The sequence below is a fragment of the Dyella sp. BiH032 genome (genome assembly GCF_031954525.1).
Taxonomy (GTDB): Bacteria; Pseudomonadota; Gammaproteobacteria; order Xanthomonadales; family Rhodanobacteraceae; genus Dyella_D.
In genome coordinates this window covers 3,290,952-3,311,240 of record NZ_CP134867.1, presented here as the reverse complement: position 1 = coordinate 3,311,240, position 20,289 = coordinate 3,290,952, and the positions used below count along the sequence as shown (strand labels likewise).

Sequence of the window (20,289 nt, the reverse complement as noted above, 5' to 3'; positions counted from 1 at the left end):
AACTCACCCCAACCTACGCCGATTCAGCCGGCGAGCCAGCCCCCATCCACACCAGCCAAGCCCCACAAACCCACCCCGACTTACACCCTAGCCAAAAAAAGGGGCCCCATCCGGAGCGGGACAAACTCACCGCTCCCTCAGGGCCCCTCATCCGCCAGCCGGCTCCATCTCCCCTCGGGAGAAGAACCCGCCGGACGGCGTCAGACAAAAACCGTCACCCCTGCTTCACCGTATTGGCGGGAACGAACGTGTACCCCATCGCCTGCAGCCCCTCGACGATCTGCTTGAGGTAGCTGATGTTCACGTAGGGATGGAAGAAAAAGCTCTGCACCGCGTCCTGCACCACCACGTTGCGCTGAGCGCTGTAGAGGATGTCCGCAGGGAAGCGGGGCGGATTGTGGTTGAACTCCTGCGTCTCCACGTTGCCCAGCTGCTCGCCGATCACCGTGGAGCCGTAGATGTCGCGCACCAGGTACGGGAAGAACTGGCCGTAGATCCTCGTGTAATCCGGCGTGCCCGTGCCGCAGGCACCGTTCGGGCACCAGCCGGCCGCGTAAAGACCGCGGTCGTAGCGCACGCCGAACTGGTTGTGGATCACCTGGTAGTCGACCGCCGAGGCCGCGTAGTGCGGCGGTTCGAAGATGGTCGGCGCCAGGAAACCCGCGGCGGCGAATTCCAGCAGGCCGCTGGTCAGGCGCATCTGTGTCCACAGCGCCGAGTCCTCCGCCACGGGCGTGTCGTAGACGACGTAGTTGTCGGCGCTGATATGCGCGCGGAAGAACTCGAAGTCATCGGCCGATACGCCGCTGTAGGGATTGGCCACGTTCGAGTACTGATGCGTGTAGCCGTGCATGATCAAGGTGCCGCCCTTGGACTGCATGTACTTGAGCGCATTGACCACGCCACGCGCCTGGGACAGCCGCCGCGTCAGCGGCACGCCGTTGTTGTAGAAGCCATTCGGGTCCTTGTAGACGGGAATGACCGCGACGGAGAACGGCACCTTCTTGCTGGCGAGATAATCGGCGATCGCGCGCAGTTCGGCCGGATCGGTATCCGCGTTGACGTCCTCGATGCGCACCAGTGCCCGCTTGCGCGCCGGCATGGCCGGATTGGAGACCTTGCCGATCAGGTCGGCGGCGATCAGGTAGCGGTCGTTGGGGCCGGTGTAGCTGAAGGGAATCTCGCCAATGTAGGTGAGATTGCCGCCCTTGGTGGCCCAGTTGACCGTGCCGCCCACGTCGTTGGACGCCACCGCAAGCGCCTGCGCCTTCGCCGGATCGACGATCGTCGTCTGCAGCAGGCCCGAGGCCACTGCCAGCGCGTTGCGCTGGAGCGCCACGCCCTTGTAGTTGATCGTCAGCGTATTGCTGAAGTCGAAGAACATCGGGGTGAAGCCGTACTGCGCGCCGAAGTTCGGCGAGCGTGCGGCCAGCTGCCAGATGTTGTGGTTCATCCACAGCACCGGTTTGGTGGTGGCTAGCACGTCGTCCAGCAACGCCGTGGGCAACGGCTCGTCATACGTGGAGCCGACGTAGACCAGACCCGTGTAGCCGTTCAGTTCGCCGGCCACGTAGCTGGCAGCGCTATGCAGCGTGAACTTGCTGCCGTGGGATACGAGTTGGCCCGCCATCACACCGTAGGCCTCGCCCAGCCAGCCCCAGGTGCCGGAGCTGTCGTACAGCACCAGGGTGTTCTGGTTGGCGTTGGCACCGGGCGCGCCGGCGAAGGCGTTCGGTACGCCGCCGAGGAGGTTGGCGGACAGCGACAGGCGGAACGTCGTGCCGGAACTCGTGGATGTCGACGACGTGGAAAGCGTCGATAGCGACGACAACGTGGTCTTCCGGATCTGGCTGTCCGGAAGCGTTGCCGACGGCGGCGCGGGTGGTGCCGGCAAGGTGCTCATGCCGGCGTGTTCGGCCGTCTGCGCGTGGGAGAGGGAGGCCAGTCCTGCGGCCCATACCAGGGCGGCAGTGGCGAGGATCGACCTCAGAACGGGAGGCTTGAAACGGGACCTGGTCATGGGAGTTCCTCACATGCTGCGATGGAGACGGCGCGCGGCACGGGAGCCGTGCACGTGCGCGCGGTGGCTGGACGATCGCATGCCATGACCCAGGTCCCTGTTCCCGAGATGGAGCGGCATCGCCCCGAGCATGCAGCTTAAGGGGCCGCGCGACGCGTTTTTACTGTCCTGTGGAGGTATGGCTTTCAGTCAATCGCCAGACGCCGGGCACGCGGCCAATATGCGGGCCGAAAACGTAGCGCCTGATCCAGTCCAGCCATCCCGCGCAGACTCCTTCAGCCGACATCGTCTTTCCGGGTGCCAGGGCCCCGGACGACCGGACATCCCCGAGGGGGAGGCGTCCGGTACGACCGTCGTCTCACCTGGGCCAGCGCATCATCCTGAGGGGGAAGGAAGCGTATGCAAGACATCCTGATCGTCTGCGGTACACGCCCGGAGATCATCAAGCTGGCGCCGGTGTACCACGCCCTGCGCGCCACCGGCTGGGCCCGGCCCCGCTGGCTGCACACCGGCCAGCACGGCGACATGGCACGGCAGATGCTGGCCTGTTTCGACATCGAGCCGGACATCGAGCTGGAACGCGGCGGCGAAAGCCTGGGCGAGTTCAGCACACGTTGCCGCACCCTGCTGGACGGCGTCATGGCCAGCCAGCCCTGGTCGCTGGTGATGGTGCAGGGCGATACCGAAAGCACCTTCCTCGGCGCGCTCGCCGGCTTCTACCACCGCGTGCCGGTGGCGCACGTGGAAGCCGGGCTGCGCACGTACGACCTCGGACGGCCGTTTCCGGAGGAAGGCCTGCGCCAGATGGTCAGCCGCATCGCGACCTTCCATTTCGCGCCGACCCATCGCGCCGCGCAGGCGCTGCGGGCGGAAGGCATCGCGGACGATGGCGTCTCCGTCACTGGCAACACGGTGATCGACGCGCAGCACTGGGTCACGCGCCACCGCCGCCTGGGCCGCCATGCCACGGGCCGCGGCCACCTGCTGGTCACCGCGCATCGCCGCGAGAACTGGGGCAGCGACCTGCGCGAGATCTGCTATGCCATCGCCGACGTCGCCAGCCATCACCCGGAGCTGGACGTGCTGTTCCCGGTGCACCTGAATCCCACGGTGAGCAAGCCGGTGCACGCCATTCTCGGCGAGCTGGCCAATGTGCACCTGAGCGGGCCGTTCGATTACCTGCGCATGCAACAGGCGCTGATCGATGCCTGGCTGGTGCTGACCGATTCCGGCGGCCTGCAGGAGGAAGCGCCGACCTTCGGCGTGCCCTTGCTGGTGTTGCGCACCGAGACCGAGCGGCCTGAAGCGATCGAAGCCGGCTGCGCGCGCCTGGCCGGCACGCGCCGCGCGTCGATCGTGGGCCAGATCGAACAACTGTGGGAGGACCATGCTGCCTATGCGGCGATGGCGCACGCGGGCAACCCGTTCGGCGACGGCCGGGCCAGCGAGCGCATCGTCGATCGGCTGCAGGGGGCGCTGGAAAGCAGCGAGCGGCGGCGCGAAGCCGTCTGACCGGGCGGAACAGGGGACACCAGGATGTGGTGGCTAGATATCTTCACGACCTATCTCTACGGCCTGGGCGTGGCCGTGTCGGTCATTGCCGTGCTGATGCTGATCAGCGGCCTGGACGACCTGTTCATCGACTGCGTGTACTGGACGCGCCGCGCGTGGAAGGCGCTGGTGGTCTACCGCAAGCATGACCGCACCTATTACCACGAGCTGTACCGCCCGGCGGAGAAGCCGCTGGCGATCATGGTGCCGGCCTGGCACGAGACTGGCGTGATCGGCCACATGGCCGAGCTGGCGGCCAGCACGCTGGATTACGAGAACTACCACATCTTCGTCGGTACCTATCCGAACGATCCGGACACGCAGCGCGACGTGGACGAAGTGAGCGCGCGCTTCCCCAACGTCCACAAAGTGGTGTGCGCGCGCCCAGGCCCGACCAGCAAGGCGGACTGCCTCAACAACGTGCTCGACGCGATCATGCAATTCGAGCGGCGCGCCAAGATCAGCTTCGAGGGTTTCATTCTGCACGACGCCGAGGACGTGGTCTGCCAGCTGGAGCTGCGCCTGTTCAACTTCCTGGTGGGGCGCAAGGATCTGATCCAGATTCCGGTGTACCCGTTCGAGCGGCAGTGGAACAACTTCACCAGCCTGCATTACCTGGACGAGTTCGCCGAGCTGCACGGCAAGGACGTGCCGGTACGCGAGGCGCTGGCCGGGCAGGTGCCCAGCGCCGGCGTGGGCACCTGTTTCAGCCGCCGCGCGGTGCTGGCGCTGATCGAAGAGGGCAACGGCATCGCCTTCGACGTGCAGAGTCTGACCGAGGACTACGACATCGGCCTGCGCCTGAAGGCGCGCGGCATGCAGGAGATCTTCGTGCGCTTCCCAGTGCTGCGCTACCGGCGGCACGCGCGTCCGCAGCCGTTCGGGCAGAGCCGGCGCGAATCGAACGTGATCTGCGTGCGCGAGTATTTCCCCGATCGCCTGTCCACCGCGGTGCGGCAGAAATCGCGCTGGATCATCGGCATCGTCTACCAGGGCTATCGCACGCACGGCTGGAAGCGCAAGCACGGCCTGGTGCTGAACTATTTCCTGTGGCGCGACCGCAAGGGCGCCATCGCCAACTTCGTCAGCTTCAGCGCGATGCTGGTGGCGATCCAGCTCGGCCTGATCTGGCTGCTGCAGCAGGCCTGGCCGGCGGCGCCGCGGTTCATCTCGATCTTCGAGGGACAGGCCTGGTTCGGCGCGGTGCTGGCAGCCAATGCCGGCCTGATGTGTAACCGCATCCTGCAGCGCATCGTGTTCGTCTCCGGCTACTACGGCGTGAAGCAGGGACTGCTCGCGATCCCGCGGCTGCTGTGGAGCAACCTGGTCAACTTCCTCGCCAACTGGCGCGCGATCAAGCAGATCGTGCAGACGGGCGACCCGCGCCGCGTGGCCTGGGACAAGACCACGCACGATTTTCCCAGCATCGGCGGCGAGAACCGCGCCAAGCGCTCGCTCGACGAGATGCTGGTGGCCGAAGGCACGGTGTCGGAAGCGCGGCTGCGCGAGATCAAGGCGCATCCGGTGGAAGGCCTGCAGCTGGGCAGCGCGCTGATCCACGAAGGCGTGATCACGCCGGCGCAGCTGGCGCGGCCGGTCGCCGAGCAGATCGGCGTGGCCTGCGAACCGGTGGACCCGGAAGCGTTGCCGCGCGAACTGATCGACGCGGTGCCCGCCAAGGTGGCGCTGCACTACGCCGTGCTGCCGCTGCGGGTGGAGGGCGGCACGCTGGTGCTGGCGAGCGAGGCGTACGTCGATCCGGTATCGCTGGCGGCGATCGCGCGCAAGCTGGACCGGCCGGTGCGCTACGTCATCGCGCACAAGGGGCAGGTCACCGTCGGCCTGCGCCACTGGTACGCGCCGCCGCCCGGGCAGGAACGCGATCCGCGCAGCCTGCTGGACGCGGCCACGCGCAGCGGGCGCATCGATGCCGGGCGCGCGCATTCGCTGTGGGACAGTTATGTATCCCGGCAGGTGATGCTGGGCGAGATCCTGGTGGCGCAGGGGCACCTGGACGAGGTGGCATTCAAGGCATTGCTGTTGAGCCATGCGCGCAGCGGAAAGCCGCTGGGCGCTTTCCTGGTGGAACAAGGTGTCATCAGCCAGGACACGCTCGACCGCCTGCTGGCCCTGCAAACGACGCTGCAGCCGGATATCGCGACGCTCCTGGACAAGGAGGCCGCGCCCCCGGTGCAGTTGGTCAAGCAGTGGACGGAGCGCGTGGCATGAAACGCCCATGGCCGACACGTTGTGCGGCCGCGCTGTTCGCGATGGCACCGGCCTTGCCGCTTTGCGCGGCGGGCCAGCAGCCCGACAGCGCCAGCCGCTATCAGCAATTCCTGTTGTATCCCCACCGGCAGGCCGGTTTCGCGGCGCTGCGCGCGGGCGACGAGCGCACTGCGCTGGCCGAGTTCGAGCGCGCGCGCCAGCTGGCGCCGCGCAACATCGACACCGCGTTGGACCTGGCCGAGGCGTACCGCCATTTCGGCCACGCCGACCGCGCGCGCGCGGTGCTCGACGACCAGCGCCGCTACACGCCGGACGATCCGCGCCTGCGCGCACCGCCACCGGCTCAGGCGGCGGTGGACTGCAAGGTCGACAACCGTCCGGTATGCCGGGCGCAGCGGGGTTTCGATGCCTTGCAGGCGGGCCATCTCGATCAGGCGCAGGCGGAACTGGCCGCCGCGGACTTCGCGCGCTCGCCGGAAGGTCTCGCCTTGCGCCGTGCGCTGGTGCAGCGCGCGATCTATCTGGGCGACCGCCCCCGCGCCGACGCGCAGCTGGCGGCGCTGGACGCGCTGGGCCAGCTCGGCGGCGACGAGCGCGCGCAATGGTTCAACCTGCTGCTGATGCAGGGCAGGGCTATCGAGGCGCGCGACCTGCAGGCGCGCGGCGGCCTGGGCGCCCCGGCGCAGGAGCTGGCCGTGGCGCTGGCCTTGTCCGCGGCGAACGAACGGCGGGCGCTGGCGGATTACCTGGCCTTGCACCAGCCGGCGTTCGACGACGAGAAGAGCGAACGGCAATGGATCAACCTGCTCGCGCAGGTGGGGCGGGAGCGGCCGGAGCTGCTCGACCTCTACCCCGCGCATTTCCCGGCCAACAGCGCTTGGCAGGCGCGTTCCGCCTTGCCGCTGGCAGCCGCGCGCCATGACGAGGCGGCCGTGCAGCGCCTGCTGGCGCGACTGCCGAAGGACAGCTATCGCGAGGAGCGTTTTTCCCTGGCGTTGGAGCAAGGGCGCTACGCCGAAGCGCGACAGCAGGCCGAGGCGATGGTGGCGCAGGCGGACGGGCATCGCCTGCTCGATCCGCTGAGCTACCGGCTGATGGAAGCCGGCGCGCCGGACGAGGCACAGCGGCTGCTGCTGGCGTCCTATCCCTTCGGCGGCCATCCGCAAGCCGGCACGCTGTTCGCGCGGCTGGCCGTACTCGCAGCCAAGCAGGCGCAGGCGTTCTCCGCCGACGATCGCGTCCGTCTGGCGCGGCCGCTGGAGAGCGTGCCGCTGCGCATCGCCCAGGTGCCGATCCTGGCCGCCTTGCGCGACTGCGACGGCATCCGCCAGGTCATGTCCGACCTGTCCCCCGATTACCCGGCCGAGTTGTGGCGCCAGCTGGGCGATTGCTACGGCAGCGATCGTCCGGGCCTGGCCGAATACGCCTACGCCGAAGCCAACAAGCGCAAGCCCGATCCGGACACCACGCGCGCGCTGGCTTACCAGGCTTACGGCGCGAAGGACTACGCCACGGCCTTGCAGGCGTGGCGCGCGGTGCCGGTCGAGCGCATGAAAACCGACGACCTGCTGGCCGCCGCCACCACCGCGCTTTCCGCCGACCAGCCGGCCGTCGCGCGCGCCTGGCTCGACAGTTACGCGGGTCAGGGCGGGCGGCAGGACCATGCCTACTGGTGGTTGCGCGCGCAGGCCGACGAGCCGCGGGATCCCGCACTGGCGCGCACCGATCTGGAAAATGCCATCGCGCAGCACCCGCAAGCCCGCTACTACCAGCGCCTGGCCGCCCTGCAGACCCAGGCCGGCGACTCGAAGCTCGCGCTGGCATCCCTGCAGCATGCGGCCGTGCTGGCGCCCGACGACGACAAGCTCGCCGCGCAGCTCGGCTACGCCTATCTGCAGAACGGCTCGCCCGAGTTGGCGGTGGCGCAGTTCGAGCGCGCGCACCAGGCCAATCCGGACGATCCCAAGCTCACTTGGCAATTGCTCTACGTACACCAGCAACTGGGCGACAACGCGCAGGCGCGCAGCTACGCCGCACAGGCGATCGACCAGCTCGATGCCGGCGGCATGGGGGGCACCGACGGCGGCACGGTGCCGCAGGACGAGGGGCAGCAGCGCTACGACCTGCGCCGCCTGCACGAAGACCTGGGGCGCAAGTGGCGCTTCAACGCCGACATGACGCTGGGCGACACCGTCTCGTCGGCAGCCAACGCCGCCAATCCCGGCACCTCGTACCGCAGCTATTTCCAGATGGAAGGGCAGTACCGCTTCGACCCGCGCTGGACCGGCGGCGACATCAACACGCTGGCGGCCTACGCGCGCGTCTTCGCCGGCAGCGGCGACAGCGGCGCGGTGTGGCCGATCCACGGCTGGATGCTGGGCGTGGGCCTGCACTGGAAGCCTTTCCTCACCCAGAACATCGTGCTGTCGGCCGAGCAGCAGACGCCGGTGTCGGGCAGCCGCTTCACCCGCAACGACACCATGCTGCGCGCGGCCGGGTCGTGGTCGTTCAGCCCTCGTCTCAACGACGACTGGCACCCCGGCGGGCGCGGCTGGTGGTCGCAGAACTTCTACGTGGACGTGGCGCGCTACCTGCGCGCGAAGCAGACGGTGTTCACCGCCGACTACCAGCTCGGCTGGCATCACAAGCTCGCCGATGGCCAGTCGATTCAGCCGTACGCGCGGTTGCAGTACACCGGCATCGACCGTAACCGCGGCAGCTTCCAGCGCGACGGCCGCGTCGGCCTGGGGGTGCAGTGGAACCTGTGGTACGGGGAGACGCGCTACGACGCCTATCCGCATCGCGTCAGCGTGGCGATCGAAGGGCAGCATGCCTTCACCAGCTACCTGCGCGAGAAGAACGCGCTGTTCCTGATCGTGAGGACGGCATGGTGACGCGCCTGCGCTGGCCGTTGGCGCTGGTGTTGCTGCTAGCCTCGTGGCTGGCCGACGCCGCCACGGCGCTGTTCTATCAGCCGCAACTGCGCGACCGCGACGTGGCGGCCGCGCAATGGCCGGGGGTCTTCGCGCAGGTGCGCGGACGCGGCTTCGACACCCTGGTGGTTCAGTGGACGCAGTACGGCGATGCCTTCGGCGACGAAGCCGGGCATGCGTGGCTGCTGCAGCGGGTTCGCGAGGCGCACGCCGCCGGGCTGCGCATCGTGCTGGGGCTGCACAGCGATCCGGCGTTCTTCCAGCGCCAGGAAATGCCTGTTTCCTCGCTGGATGACTACCTGCGTACGCTGGCCCGCCAGGATGCCGAAGTGGCGCGACGCTGGCTGGCGGATCTGGGCGAGGCCCCGATCGCCGGCTGGTACCTGCCGATGGAGATCGACGACCGCCGCTGGCGCGAGCCGGAAGCGCGCGAGGCGCTGCGCGATTACCTCGCGCTGGAGCGGCGGCAGCTCGATCGTGTCGCGGTCCGGCCGGTCTACGTGAGCACGTTCTTCGCCGGACATATGGCGCCTGCGGGCTATGCGGCGTTGCTCGCCGATGTGCGTCGCGCCGGCGTGCGGCCGTGGGTGCAGGATGGTGCGGGCACGGGTCGCCTCAGTCGCGGCGAGAGTGCGGTTTATCTTGCGGCGGCGGCTTCCTGCGATGGGCAGGGGGCGGTGGGGGTGGTTTATGAGGTGTTTCGCCAGGTTGGCAGTGATGCGGCGTTCAAGGCGGTGCCGTTGGGTGAGCGGGAGTTGGGTGTGGCGTTGGCGCAGCGGGCGCCGTGCGGGGGGGATAGTTTGTTTTTTGAGTTGCGGTATTTGGAGGGGATGGGGGTGTTGAGGGGGGATTGAGCGGGGTGGGGTGTTGTCGTTGTTCGTTGCGATTGTGGTGGTGTGTGGTGGTTGGTGGTTGGTGGTTGTTGTTGGTTGTTGTTGGTGCTCGGTTGCGGTTGGGTGAGTTGTCGGTTATGTGGCAGGTGTTTTGGTTGTGTGCTGGTTGTGGGGTTGGTTCTTGGTGGTTTGCACTAAGCCACCGCTCGGTGATCTGGCCGCTTATGCAGCGGGCATGTCGGGGCTCGTCGGTGTGCGGGGCTGCTCTTCGTCGTTTGCACTAAGGTTACGTATCCGCGACCTGGCCGCTTATGCAGCGGGCATGTCGGACGCCTGCCGGCGCCCGAGTTACTTTTTCTTTGCTGACCCAACCCCCTCAAGGGGGGCCTCGAGAGAAAGTAACCAAAGAGAAATGGCCTGAGGTCAAAGGCTCGCGGCGGGAGTGAGCAGAGCACGGGGTGTTTTCTCGGCTGCTGGACCGCGCGACTCGAAGAGGAACTGAGGTGCGTGGAAGGGACGTCGAGGCGCCGAAGCGGAGAGGACGCGGAGCGTTGCGTGAGCGTGTCTTGTTCTGGCGATAGCACCGCACTTCTCCCTCTCCCCTCCGGGGAGAGGGCGGGGTGAGGGGGCCTACGGAGCGAGGGGATGGTCGTTCCTTGTGCCTACTGTCCGCTGCTCAGAGAGCCCTTCGCACTTCCTCTCGCAGCAAGCCGCGCGTACATATTTTTGCTTCGACTTTTAAAGTCACGTCCGCTCTAGCCGCGCTCCCGCGAGCACCCGCCCCTCATCCCGCCTTCTCCCCCGGCGGGGAGAAGGAGAAGTGCGGTACCGGGGCAAGCAAAGCAAAAACAAGAGCGAGCGAAGCGACGCTCCGTGTGGCTCTTGATCTCCCGGGTTCCCTTCGCGGCGGTGAGGGCTGGACGATCAGGCCGCCGCAGGCGGGCGGGGACAGGACGTCCCCGCCTTTTCGATTCGGGCAGGGATGCCCGATCGAAAAGCCCGGCCAGCCCTCAACGCACCCGGAGCAGCGTAGGCTGCGGAGGGCGCCGCGCAGGGTGCCTTTTCTTCTTGGTTACTTCTTCTTTGGGCAAGCAAAGAAGAAGTAACTCGCTCTCCGGCAGGAGAGCGAAACCCCTCGCCCGCGAGGGCGAGACAAGGCTGGCGACACACGCGACAACCGGGCGCTGTCGCCACTGGATGACTCCGCTGCGCTCGCCCCTTCGGCGCCGCCCTCCGGGCGTTCTCCGCGCTACGCGCTCCGTCTGGCCTGCGCCGAAATGACGAAAGGTGGGGCGAGGCGAGCCTCAGCACCACCGGAACTCCCGAGCCAAAACCCCCAAAAAGAAAAAACGCCCCCAAACGGGGGCGTCTCTCATCAACACGGCCAACAGCCAAAAACCATCAGCCACCTCGCATCCCATGCGAGAAAACCATCCCGCTTACTGCGGCACCTTCAACGGCGCAATCGTCTGATACAGCGTCGTCCAGTACGAATTCGTGTACGGCACCATCTGCTCGGCGTAGTACCACCAGAAGAAGCCGCCGATGAAGCGCGGATCCTTGAACGTATTCACCATCGGGTAGTACGTCTTGATCATGTTCGTCTGCACCGAAGTCGGCGCGCTCATGCTCGACGTGCCGATCTCGCCGAAGCCCACCTTCGCGTTCGGGAAAATGCTTTCGAGCGCGGCGAAGTCGGTCGACCACGACGGGGACAGGCCGGGGCAGTCCTGGTAGGGGTAGTAGCTGAAGAGGGCGTAGTCCACGCTCTGGCGCACGGTCAGCGGCAGGAACGTGGTCGGCCACGTCTTCCAGTAATCGACCGGCTTCTCCCAGCAGTTGTTGCCCTTGCTGTCGTCGTTGTAATACAGCGTCACGGCGGTCTTGCCGCCCACGCCCTTCACGATCGAGCTGGCGGCGGCGACCATCTGGCCGATCTGCGTTTCCTGGGCATTGACCACCGTGTTGCTGCCGTTCGGATTCGCGCGCAGCCATTCGCCGTTGATCTCGTTGGCGATCTCCCACACGTCGACCAGGCCGTTGAGCCCGTACACCAGTTCCTTGGTGCGTGCGGTGTAGGTGTTGATGTCGGTGGGGAAGTAGTACGAGTCCATGATCTCGCCCATCACGTAAGCCACCGAATGCAGCTTGACCAGGGCGGGGTAGTAGTCGGCCGCGCTCATGTCCGGGTCGAACACGACGCGCACCGTCGGACGGTACGGCAGCTTGCTGAGAGAGGTGAGGATGCCGTTGAGCTTGGACAGGTCGTCCAGGGTCACGCCGTAGATCGGTGCCTTGATGGTCGTGGCGGCCTGGGCGTGGGCGGCTGGCGTGAGCGGCGCGGAGCCGGCGTACAGCGCGAGTGATGCGAGTAGTGAAGCAAAGAACGTCTTAGCGGCGTAGGCGAGTTTATTCATCGAGTTCAATTCGCTTGCGTGGGCGATCCCTTACCCGGTGAGCCGCGGCGAAACAGGGCCGCAGCGATACGGCGGCCGCCCCCCGAAATCGGCGCGGCCGGGCTTAGGTCGTGCTTCCGCGCACAGGTGCAGTTCTTCCGTACAACGGAACCCCCTCCCCAAGCGAGGCGCTTGAGAGCAACGTGAGGTCACCGCTGGGAGCCGGCGAAAACGGTTGGAACCACCGGGAGCGCAGCGCGGGACGAAAGACTTTCGGTCGTTCCGCGCGGCTCCGCCCGTCCTGGGGAGCGGGCCGGACCGTAACACCCGGGAGACAACGCACCGGGCTTCGCTGGCGCCGGTGAGTCTAGTCAATCGACTTCACGAGTGATGAAGATTTGGTTAGGACGTGAAGGATGGATCGTGGCAAACCGCTCGAACGGCGCACGAGGCTGTCGTCAGCCTGACGACACGGGGTGGCGCACGTGATTTTTCAGCAGCTTGCGTGTGCGTGCAGACAACAGGTGTAACAGCAATGTGACACGCGAATCGTTCATGTTACGTCGCGCGCGGCCGGCTTCACGCCGTGCGCACGCGACGCGTGTGTCGATCGCCGCTAGGGCGCGAACAGAACGTGCGGATTGCCGAGGCCGTCAATGGCGGCGCATTCGTCCCCGCCCAACAGGTGTTCGCGCGGATGCCCGATCACCTGCGCTGCGGCGGCGACGGCGTGTGCCCACGTACAGCGGTTGGCGAACAGTAGCCCCGCGGCATCCAGCGTGCCGCCCCGGTTGATGTAGCCGAGTGCGATGGTCCGGTCCGGGCCTTCGTCGATGCGGCGCAGCGCGCCGAGGTAGGGCTCGGGCCGCGTATGCGTCAGGAAGACGCGTGGCGTGGCAGGGAAGAAGCGCGCGACCGCGGCGTCGCCGTGCACGTAGGCGGCTTCGGTCGCGTCGCGCGCGTTGCGGAAGCGGCCGGGCTCGCCCAGGTAGACGAGCGATGCGGCGACGCCGCGTTCGGCCAGCCGCGCCTGCGCGCGCATCGCTTCCTGCAACTGATAGGCGCCGGTGGCGACCAGCTGCAGCGGAGCCAGGGCGTCGCCCAGCAACCACACGGCGCCGTCGCTGGCCAGCGCCTCGGCCTGTTCGCGCGTCAGCACGTGCGGCACGCTGCGCTTGGGCACGACCATCGCGGTGATGCAACCCTTCTGCGCATACGCATGAGCGAGCGCAGCGGCGGCACCCTGCGCATCCGGCGGAAACACCACGCGCGAGACGTCGGCCATCTCGCCCAGCAGCGTTTCGGGCAAGGTCGGATCCTGGTGCGACTGCTCGTTCTTGCCGTTCTCCCAGGTGTGCGAGGTGAGCACCACCGGGATGCCCAGCCAGCCCGGCGGACGTCCGGCCTGGCCGAGATGGCGCGCGAAGATGAGTTCCTGGCGGATGGCGCCGAGCATCTTCGGCGCGAACGCCTCGTAGGTGACGACGAGATTCAGCCCGCCCTTGTTGGCCAGCGCCGCGCATACCACCGTCTCCTCGTTCAACGCGGTGATGACCTTGCCGGTGCGCGATTCGGCCACGCCGTGCTCGGGCTCCTGCACGCGATGCTTGAGGAAGTCCAGGGTGCGGTCCAGCTTGTTGCTGCGCAGTTCGTCGGGATTGCCCACGCGCACGCGCAGCTTCGGATTGGCCTCGACGATGGTGACGAACTGCTCGTCCAGCGCTTCCATCGGCGAGCTTTCGCCGCCGGGCGGGCGGTCAGGCACCAGCGGCACGATCGGCGGGGCGACGTCGCGGGTGGCGAGCGCATGGTCGCGTTCGCGCACGCGGCGCTGGGCATCGTGCGTGTTGAGAGCGGCCACGGCCTCAGTCAGCTCGCGCTCCGGCACATACAGCGCGGCGCAGCCTTGGTTGAACAGCGTACGCGCCTCGCCATGCGTGGCTGGCGAGCCGGGCAGGGGCAGGTTGTGCGCGGCGTTCGTGCCCGCGTTGGGGAAGCCGTAGCCCTTCACGGTCTCGGCGATGCCGTAGGGCAGGCGCACGTCGAGTTCTTCGTCCTGCGCATTGGCGCTGGCGCGCAGTTCCATCGAGGCGATGCCCCAGGCGATGCTCGCCGGGTCGCGCCCGTCCAGGCCCAGCGGATCGAAGCCGTTGAGGCGCAGGTGGTTTTCCAGCCAGCGCTCGCCGCCTTGCTGGGCGATCTGGCTGCGCTGCTCGATGCGCCGGCCGTTGAGGATGATGATCGGCGCGACCAGGCCGCAATCTTCCGCACGCCACCAGCGCGGCGCCCAGTCGCTGCCGCGCTGTTCTTCGAAGGCACCATCGCTGAGGAAGGCGACCAGGTGTTCGTCCGGCAGGGGCGCGTGCACGTATTGCAGTTCCGCGAAGCCGAGATAGCCGCCTTCCATGATGCCGCCCGCGGTGTGCGCATTGACGTGCGAGCCGAGCGGGGACGCCGGCGTGCCATCGGGATTGATCGTGTAAGCGTAGAAGTCGTTGACGAAGCGGCTGAGCCCGGCATCGCTACGGTCGTAGCGCTGGGCGTGCGCGGGCAGCATGTTGTCCACCAGCAGGTTGACCGCATCGATCGCCGCCACGCAATGGCCCTGGCCCATCAGCCACGAGCGCGTGACGCCGTCCAGCGCGTTCATGACGAGATAGCCCACGTAGGCCGGAACCATATTGAGGGAACCACCGGTATGGCCTTCCGGATGCTCCTTGAAGTCTTCCGCTCCCAACGGCGCGCCGTCGGCGCGCACGCGGCGGGCATAGGTCATGTGCGCGACCAGCCACATCCCGGCGCTGGCTACGCGGTCGGCCGCGCGCAAGCGGCGGTAGGCTTCGCTGGCGTCGACCACGCAACCGCGCGCCGCCAGTTCTTCCACCCAGGCGTGCACGCGCACCTGGGTCAGCGGGTCGTGCTGGATCACGCCATAGCCTTCGGCCCAGGCGGCGAACTCCGCATGCGCCTCGCGCAGGCGCCGCGCCCGCATCTCCACCACGTGCCGCTCGCGCGGCTCCAGTTCGCTGGCCACACTGGCCGAGGCGTACATGTTCATGCGATCTCCTTGGGCGCCGGGGCGGTGGCGCGGGCTCGAACGGTTCGATCTCGAATGGCTCGATTCTGCTGGTGGCTGTCGAGGGCGATCTTGATCTGGGCCAAGAACAGAGCTCGTCATGGTGCGGTGCAAGGCGGGTGAAGGGCGTGGCGTGCCTGCGTCGCATCGCGGAAAAAACGCAAGCGCCGCTGCTGGAAATCGCAACGCCAGGTTGCCGATGATCGCGGACCAGGCCCGCGCCATCGCGGGTACCGCCGCCTTGGGGAGAACACATGAGTTATCGCGCGTGGACGACGATCTGGGGCCTGGCCCTGTGGCTAGGCCTGACGGGACACGCGGCCGCCGCGCCGTCCGCACCGGCCGCAGCCGAGGTGACGGTGCATGTGGACCGGCCCGGTCCGGTGATCCACCGCGAGGTCTACGGCCAGTTCGCCGAGCAGCTGGGGCGTGGCATCGACGAGGGCATCTGGGTGGGCGAGGACTCGCCGATCCCCAATGTGCACGGCTTCCGCAAGGACGTGCTCGACGCGCTCAAGGCGATCCACGTGCCGGTGATCCGCTGGCCCGGCGGCTGTTATGCCGACGAATACCACTGGCGCGACGGCATTGGCCCGCGCGGCCAGCGGCCGGTGCGGCCCAACCATTCCTGGGGTGGCGAAGACCGCAACGCCTTCGGCACGCACGAGTTCATGGATTTCGCCGAGCTGGTGGGCGCCGAGACCTATCTGGCCGCGAACATGGGCACCGGTTCGCCGCGCGAGATGAGCGACTGGCTGGAATACCTCACCGGCGACGGCCAGACCACCCTGGCGCGCGAGCGCCGCGCCAACGGGCGCGACAAGCCGTGGAAGGTGACCTACCTGGGCATCGGCAACGAAAGCTGGGGCTGCGGCGGCGAGATGCGCGGCGCGTACTACGCGGACCAGTATCGCCAGTACGCCACCTTCGCGCGGGCGCTCGGCGGGCAGACCCTGGTCAAGGTCGCCAGCGGCGCCAATGCGGACGACTATGCCTGGACCGAAGCGGTCATCGCCGGCGCCGCGAAGCAGATCGACGCCTTCGGCGTGCATTACTACACGATCCCGACCGGCGACTGGAAGCACAAGGGCGCCGCCACCGGCTTCGACGAGAAGGCGTGGATCGCCACGCTGAAAGCTGCGCTGCATATAGACGAGCTGATCGCCCGCCATAGCGCCATCATGGACAAGTACGACCCCGCCAAGCGCATCACCCTGGCGGTGGACGAGTGGGGCACCTGGTACGACAACGAGCCGGGCGCCACGGCGCTGTACCAGCAGAACAGCCTGCGCGATGCGATGGTCGCCGCGGTCACGCTGGGCATCTTCCACGCGCATGCGGACCGCGTGCGGATGGCCAATATCGCGCAGATGGTCAACGTGCTGCAGGCGATGATCCTGACCGACCACGGACGGATGGTGCTGACGCCGACCTATTACGTGTTCGACCTGTACCAGCCGTTCCAGGGCGCTACCGCGCTGCCGGTGGACGTGCGCGCCGGCGACTACGCGTTCGGCGACGTGCGCATCCCCGGCCTTTACGCCACCGCCGCGCGCGGCACGGACGGCGCGGTGCACGTCGCGCTGGTGAATCCCGATCCGGCGAGGCCGGTGCGCGTGGCGCTCGCCCTGCCGGGCCTGAAGGCGAAGGCGGTGCGCGGCCGCATGCTCAGCGCGCCGGCGATCGATACGGTCAACACGTTCGAGCGGCCGGACGCGGTGAAACCCGCCGCCTTCACCGGCGCCGCGATCGGCGCCGATGGCGCCGTCGCGGTGGCCATGCCGTCGAAAGCGGTGGTGGTGCTCGAACTGCGCTAGGCGAACCGCCTAGCCGTCGTTCGACGAGAAGGACTTGTCCAGGCAGTGCGTTTCGTCGATGCCGACGCTGCGGCACATCGCGAGGGCGTCGAGCAGTTCGCGCGGGCGATCCGGCAAGGGCTCGCTCGCCTTGGCCTCGAGTGCTTTGAGCAGCGCCTTGCTGTCCTTGGCATCGAGGCGCTGGCTCACCAGCGCGAGCGCCTTGTCGCCCGACGGCAGCGCATCGCGTCCCACGGCAAGGGCCAGTGGCGGTGGCGGACGATCGCCCGCGCAGCGGACACCTTCCTTGCAGTGGCCGTAGGCCATCCAGATGAACTGGGGATTGGCCAGCACAGTGGCCGTGGCTGGCGCCGACGCCGGGCAGGCGCCACTGTTGCGGGCAGCAAAGACGATGTCCGGATCTTTGTCGTGGCCGGCTTTGTAGAAGCAGTAGCGGCCGACGTCGGCGGTGGCGACATAGCCGTCCTTTTCCTTGCCGCCGTTCAAATCCGCGATGGCGACGCCGACGTTGTCGTGCAGGTCCTGCGGGCTGCATGTGGACGAGCCGCGCGCGATGCTGAAAGCCAGCGAGAAGTTCGGGTCGAAGATGTCGTTGGGATCGGCAGCAAAGGCATTGCCGATCGAATCGCTCAATTGCCCCACCAGCTCGGCGCCTTTGACGTAGGGGTTGGCCGGGATCACGCCCGAGGCCGACTTGGTGAAGGCCAATAGCGCCTGGAACACCTTCACGGCGTCGGACTTGCCCTGTCGCCGGATGAAGGTCAGCGGCACGCTCACGTCCGCCGTGCGGATCGGCTGGTCGGCAGCGGTGTTCCAGAGATCCTGATCGGCCAGTACGTGCAATTGCAGCGACGCGCGCACCACTTTGCCGCCGAGATCGCGCGTGTCGATGGCCGCGGCGGCGGGAAAGCTGACCCGCTGGCCGTCCTTGGAGCGCAGCGTCACGTCGACGCGGGCGCCGACGCCCTTGGTCTGGCGCAACCAGTTGGCGTCGGACGGCACGCGTGCCGATAGCACCCACAGGTCCACCGTCTTCTTGCTGGCGTCGATGCATGTCGGCGTGACATTGACGAGCGGCACGATCACCGTGCCGTCGGCATGCACTTTTCCGCCGAACATCGCTCCGAGCCCAAGACACGCACAGCCGAACACATATGCGATTCGCATATCCGTCTCTCCTTGCTCTGAATGCGACCGGTCAGCTTGCACGGCCGGCTTGCCCGGCCCCATACGTTGACCTGTGCGTATGGATTCCCCAGTGCGCTATGTCCGACGAACGGACGGCCAAGTCAATAGGTCATGCGGAAGAGGCGCGTTCACGCTCGGGCGTGGGGGATGCGGCCGTTTCCTCGATCGCTGCCTGCTCGCGCGCCGCCGTGAACACCACCTCGATGCCGAAGCCGCCGCCGTCGAGGCCATCGCCGGTCTCGATGAGGGCGCCGTGCGATTCGGCGATGCGCGCCACCAGCGACAGCCCGATGCCGCTGCCGCGTTCGATGCTGCCCGCGACGCGGAAGAAGCGGTCGAAGATGCGCGAGCGCTCTTCGTGCGGCACGCCCGGGCCGTTGTCGCGCACTTCCAGCCGCACCGCGTGGCCGTCATGCCGGCAGCGCACGGCGACGCGGCCGCCGGCCGGGGTGTAGCGCAGCGCGTTGTCGATGAGGTTGCCGATGAGGATGCCCAGTTCGTCGATGTCGCCCTCGATCGGACTGGGACAGGTATCCAGCGCGATGGTCTGGCACTTCGTGGCGGCCACGGTCTCGAACTCGCGCGTGATCACCGCGACGAGGTCGGCCAGTTCCACCTGGCTGCGTTCGCCGACCGGCCGCTCGGCTTCGAGGCGCGCCGAATCCAGCAATTGCTGCGACAGGCGCGCGCTGCGCTGGACCCCGCGCACGAGCTGTTCCAGCGGCGCCTTGGCTTCCTCCAGGCTGCGCGAGCGCTGCGCCACCTGGGCGTGGGCGAGCAGGGCGGCCAGCGGCGTGCGCAGTTCGTGCGCGGCCTCGGCCAGGAACTGGCGTTCTTTGCGCATGGCCCGGTCCAGGCGGCCGAGCAGGCGGTTGAAGGATTCCACCAAGGGGCGCACCTCGTCGGGCAGACGTTCGCCGGGCAGGGGCTTGAGGTCCAGCGAGTCGCGCGCGGTGATGGCCTCTTGCACGCGCGTGACCGGGCGCAGCGTCCAATGGATCACCAGCTTCATCGCCACGGCCAGCACCAGCAGGAGCAGCGCGGTGGTGACCAGGCCGATGCGCACGCCGCGGCGCAGCTCGGCGGCGAGGTCCGCGGTGGGCTTGCCAACCTGCACCTGTACTTCGCCGCGCGCATCGGAGATGGCGACGATGCGCCACTCCTCGCCGTCGATGCTGCGAGTGACGAAGCCATCCGCGAAGTCGGGCCTCAGCGGAACGCGGAAAGGATCGAGCGAATGCACGACGAGGTGCCGGCGACCCTTCGCCCAGACCTGGAAGATCAGGCGGCCCAGCTTGCCGTGGCGCCCGGGCGGCGGCGCCGCTTCGTCCGGCAGGCGCAGGTTGGTATTGCCGTCGAGGCGGCTGACGTCGGCCGGCATGGAGACGAGGATCTCGCGGGCGATGTCGTCGAGGTTGCGGTCCCACAGCCCGGTGCGCTCGCGGGAGAACTGCAGGCCGAGAATGGTGAGGGTCACGCCCCACGCCACCGCGAAGGTGGCCAGCAGCACGATGAACAGGCGCAGGCGCAGCGAGCGCATCAGCGTTCCTCGCCCAGCCGGTAGCCGTAGCCGTGCACGGTGGCGATCACATCTTCGCCCAGCTTGCGGCGCAGCTGATGCACGTAGACGGCGATGGTGTTGCTCTCGATCGAACCCTGGCCGCCGTACACCAGATCTTCCAGCAGGTCGCGCGCCACCGCGCGGCCCTGGCGTTCCATTAGGGCCAGCAGGGTGCGGTATTCGTGCGCGGCCAGACGCACCGGCGCGCCGTCGCGGGTGACCGTGCGGCGGGCAGGGTCGAGCAGGATGCCTTTCCAGCTCAGCACCGGCGCGACGCGGCCTTCGCTGCGCCGGATCACCGCGCGCAGCCGCGCCAGCAGTTCGTCGACCTGGAAAGGCTTGACCAGATAGTCGTCCGCGCCGGCGTCCAGCCCGCGGATGCGGTCGCCGAGCTGGTCGCGCGCAGTGATGATCAGCGCCGGCGTGGTGTCGTAGCGCTCGCGCATCGCGCGCAGCACATCCAGGCCGGAACCCTGCGGCAGGCCGAGGTCGAGCAGGGCGGCGGCATAGCCATGGTCGGTGAGGGCGATCCGCGCCGCGGCGGCGTCATGCGCGCAGTCCACGCGCCAGCCGTCCTGGCGCAGTGCGGCGGCGATGGCGTCGGCCAGCATGCGGTCGTCTTCGACTAGCAGGATGTTCGGCAAGGTCCCCTCGTGGCTCGGCAGCCGTGTCGTCAGTCATGCAG

Annotated in this window: 11 protein-coding genes; 5 read left to right on the top strand and 6 right to left on the bottom strand. The window is 67.8% G+C overall.

The window, feature by feature from the left end:
* Positions 1-214 precede the first annotated feature (214 nt).
* Entirely contained in the window at positions 215-2,020 is a 1,806-nt protein-coding gene (locus RKE25_RS14555) for a polysaccharide deacetylase family protein (RefSeq protein WP_311838816.1), read from the bottom strand.
* Positions 2,021-2,419: 399 nt separating this feature from the next.
* Between RKE25_RS14555 and wecB the strand changes: the two genes are divergently transcribed.
* The 4 genes from wecB to RKE25_RS14535 are packed head-to-tail and all read left to right on the top strand — an operon-like array spanning position 2,420 to position 9,587.
* Complete coding sequence (gene wecB, locus RKE25_RS14550) at positions 2,420-3,532, top strand: UDP-N-acetylglucosamine 2-epimerase (non-hydrolyzing) (RefSeq protein WP_311838815.1); 1,113 nt, start codon at positions 2,420-2,422, stop codon at positions 3,530-3,532.
* A 24-nt stretch (positions 3,533-3,556) separates the two neighbouring features.
* The gene (locus RKE25_RS14545) at positions 3,557-5,800 is read left to right on the top strand and encodes a glycosyl transferase family protein (RefSeq protein ID WP_311838814.1); all 2,244 of its coding nucleotides are present in this window, start codon (positions 3,557-3,559) and stop codon (positions 5,798-5,800) included.
* Complete coding sequence (locus tag RKE25_RS14540; protein ID WP_311838813.1) at positions 5,797-8,694, top strand: tetratricopeptide repeat protein; 2,898 nt, start codon at positions 5,797-5,799, stop codon at positions 8,692-8,694. Before RKE25_RS14545 ends, RKE25_RS14540 begins: the two co-directional genes overlap by 4 nt.
* On the top strand, positions 8,688-9,587 hold the full coding sequence (locus RKE25_RS14535) for a DUF4434 domain-containing protein (protein WP_311838812.1): 900 nt from the start codon (positions 8,688-8,690) through the stop codon (positions 9,585-9,587). The genes RKE25_RS14540 and RKE25_RS14535 overlap by 7 nt, the downstream gene beginning before the upstream one ends.
* Before the next feature lie 1,418 nt (positions 9,588-11,005).
* On the opposite strand, the gene RKE25_RS14530 is transcribed toward RKE25_RS14535, so the two are convergent.
* Positions 11,006-11,983: a hypothetical protein gene (locus RKE25_RS14530; RefSeq protein ID WP_311838811.1), complete on the bottom strand. Its 978-nt coding sequence runs from the start codon at positions 11,981-11,983 to the stop codon at positions 11,006-11,008.
* A gap of 595 nt (positions 11,984-12,578) precedes the next feature.
* Positions 12,579-14,954 carry a xylulose 5-phosphate 3-epimerase gene (locus RKE25_RS14525; protein ID WP_311842399.1) on the bottom strand — a complete coding sequence of 792 codons (2,376 nt, stop codon included), beginning with the start codon at positions 14,952-14,954 and terminating at the stop codon, positions 12,579-12,581.
* 338 nt (positions 14,955-15,292) lie between these two features.
* Here RKE25_RS14525 and RKE25_RS14520 point away from each other — a divergent pair, with 338 nt between their 5' ends.
* Positions 15,293-16,855, top strand: a complete 1,563-nt coding sequence (locus RKE25_RS14520) for an alpha-L-arabinofuranosidase C-terminal domain-containing protein (protein ID WP_311838810.1) — start codon at positions 15,293-15,295, stop codon at positions 16,853-16,855.
* Positions 16,856-16,864: 9 nt separating this feature from the next.
* Here the strand turns inward: RKE25_RS14520 and RKE25_RS14515 are convergent, their stop codons facing one another.
* The 3 genes from RKE25_RS14515 to RKE25_RS14505 all read right to left on the bottom strand — a co-directional run bounded on the left by RKE25_RS14515 (position 16,865) and on the right by RKE25_RS14505 (position 20,215).
* Entirely contained in the window at positions 16,865-18,022 is a 1,158-nt protein-coding gene (locus RKE25_RS14515; protein ID WP_311838809.1) for a hypothetical protein, read from the bottom strand.
* A 130-nt stretch (positions 18,023-18,152) separates the two neighbouring features.
* Positions 18,153-19,583 (bottom strand): ATP-binding protein, encoded by a 1,431-nt coding sequence (locus RKE25_RS14510; RefSeq protein WP_311838808.1) that lies wholly within the window; start codon positions 19,581-19,583, stop codon positions 18,153-18,155.
* Positions 19,583-20,215, bottom strand: coding sequence for a response regulator transcription factor (locus RKE25_RS14505; RefSeq protein ID WP_311842398.1), 633 nt, complete (start codon positions 20,213-20,215; stop codon positions 19,583-19,585). Before RKE25_RS14505 ends, RKE25_RS14510 begins: the two co-directional genes overlap by 1 nt.
* Positions 20,216-20,289 lie beyond the last annotated feature (74 nt).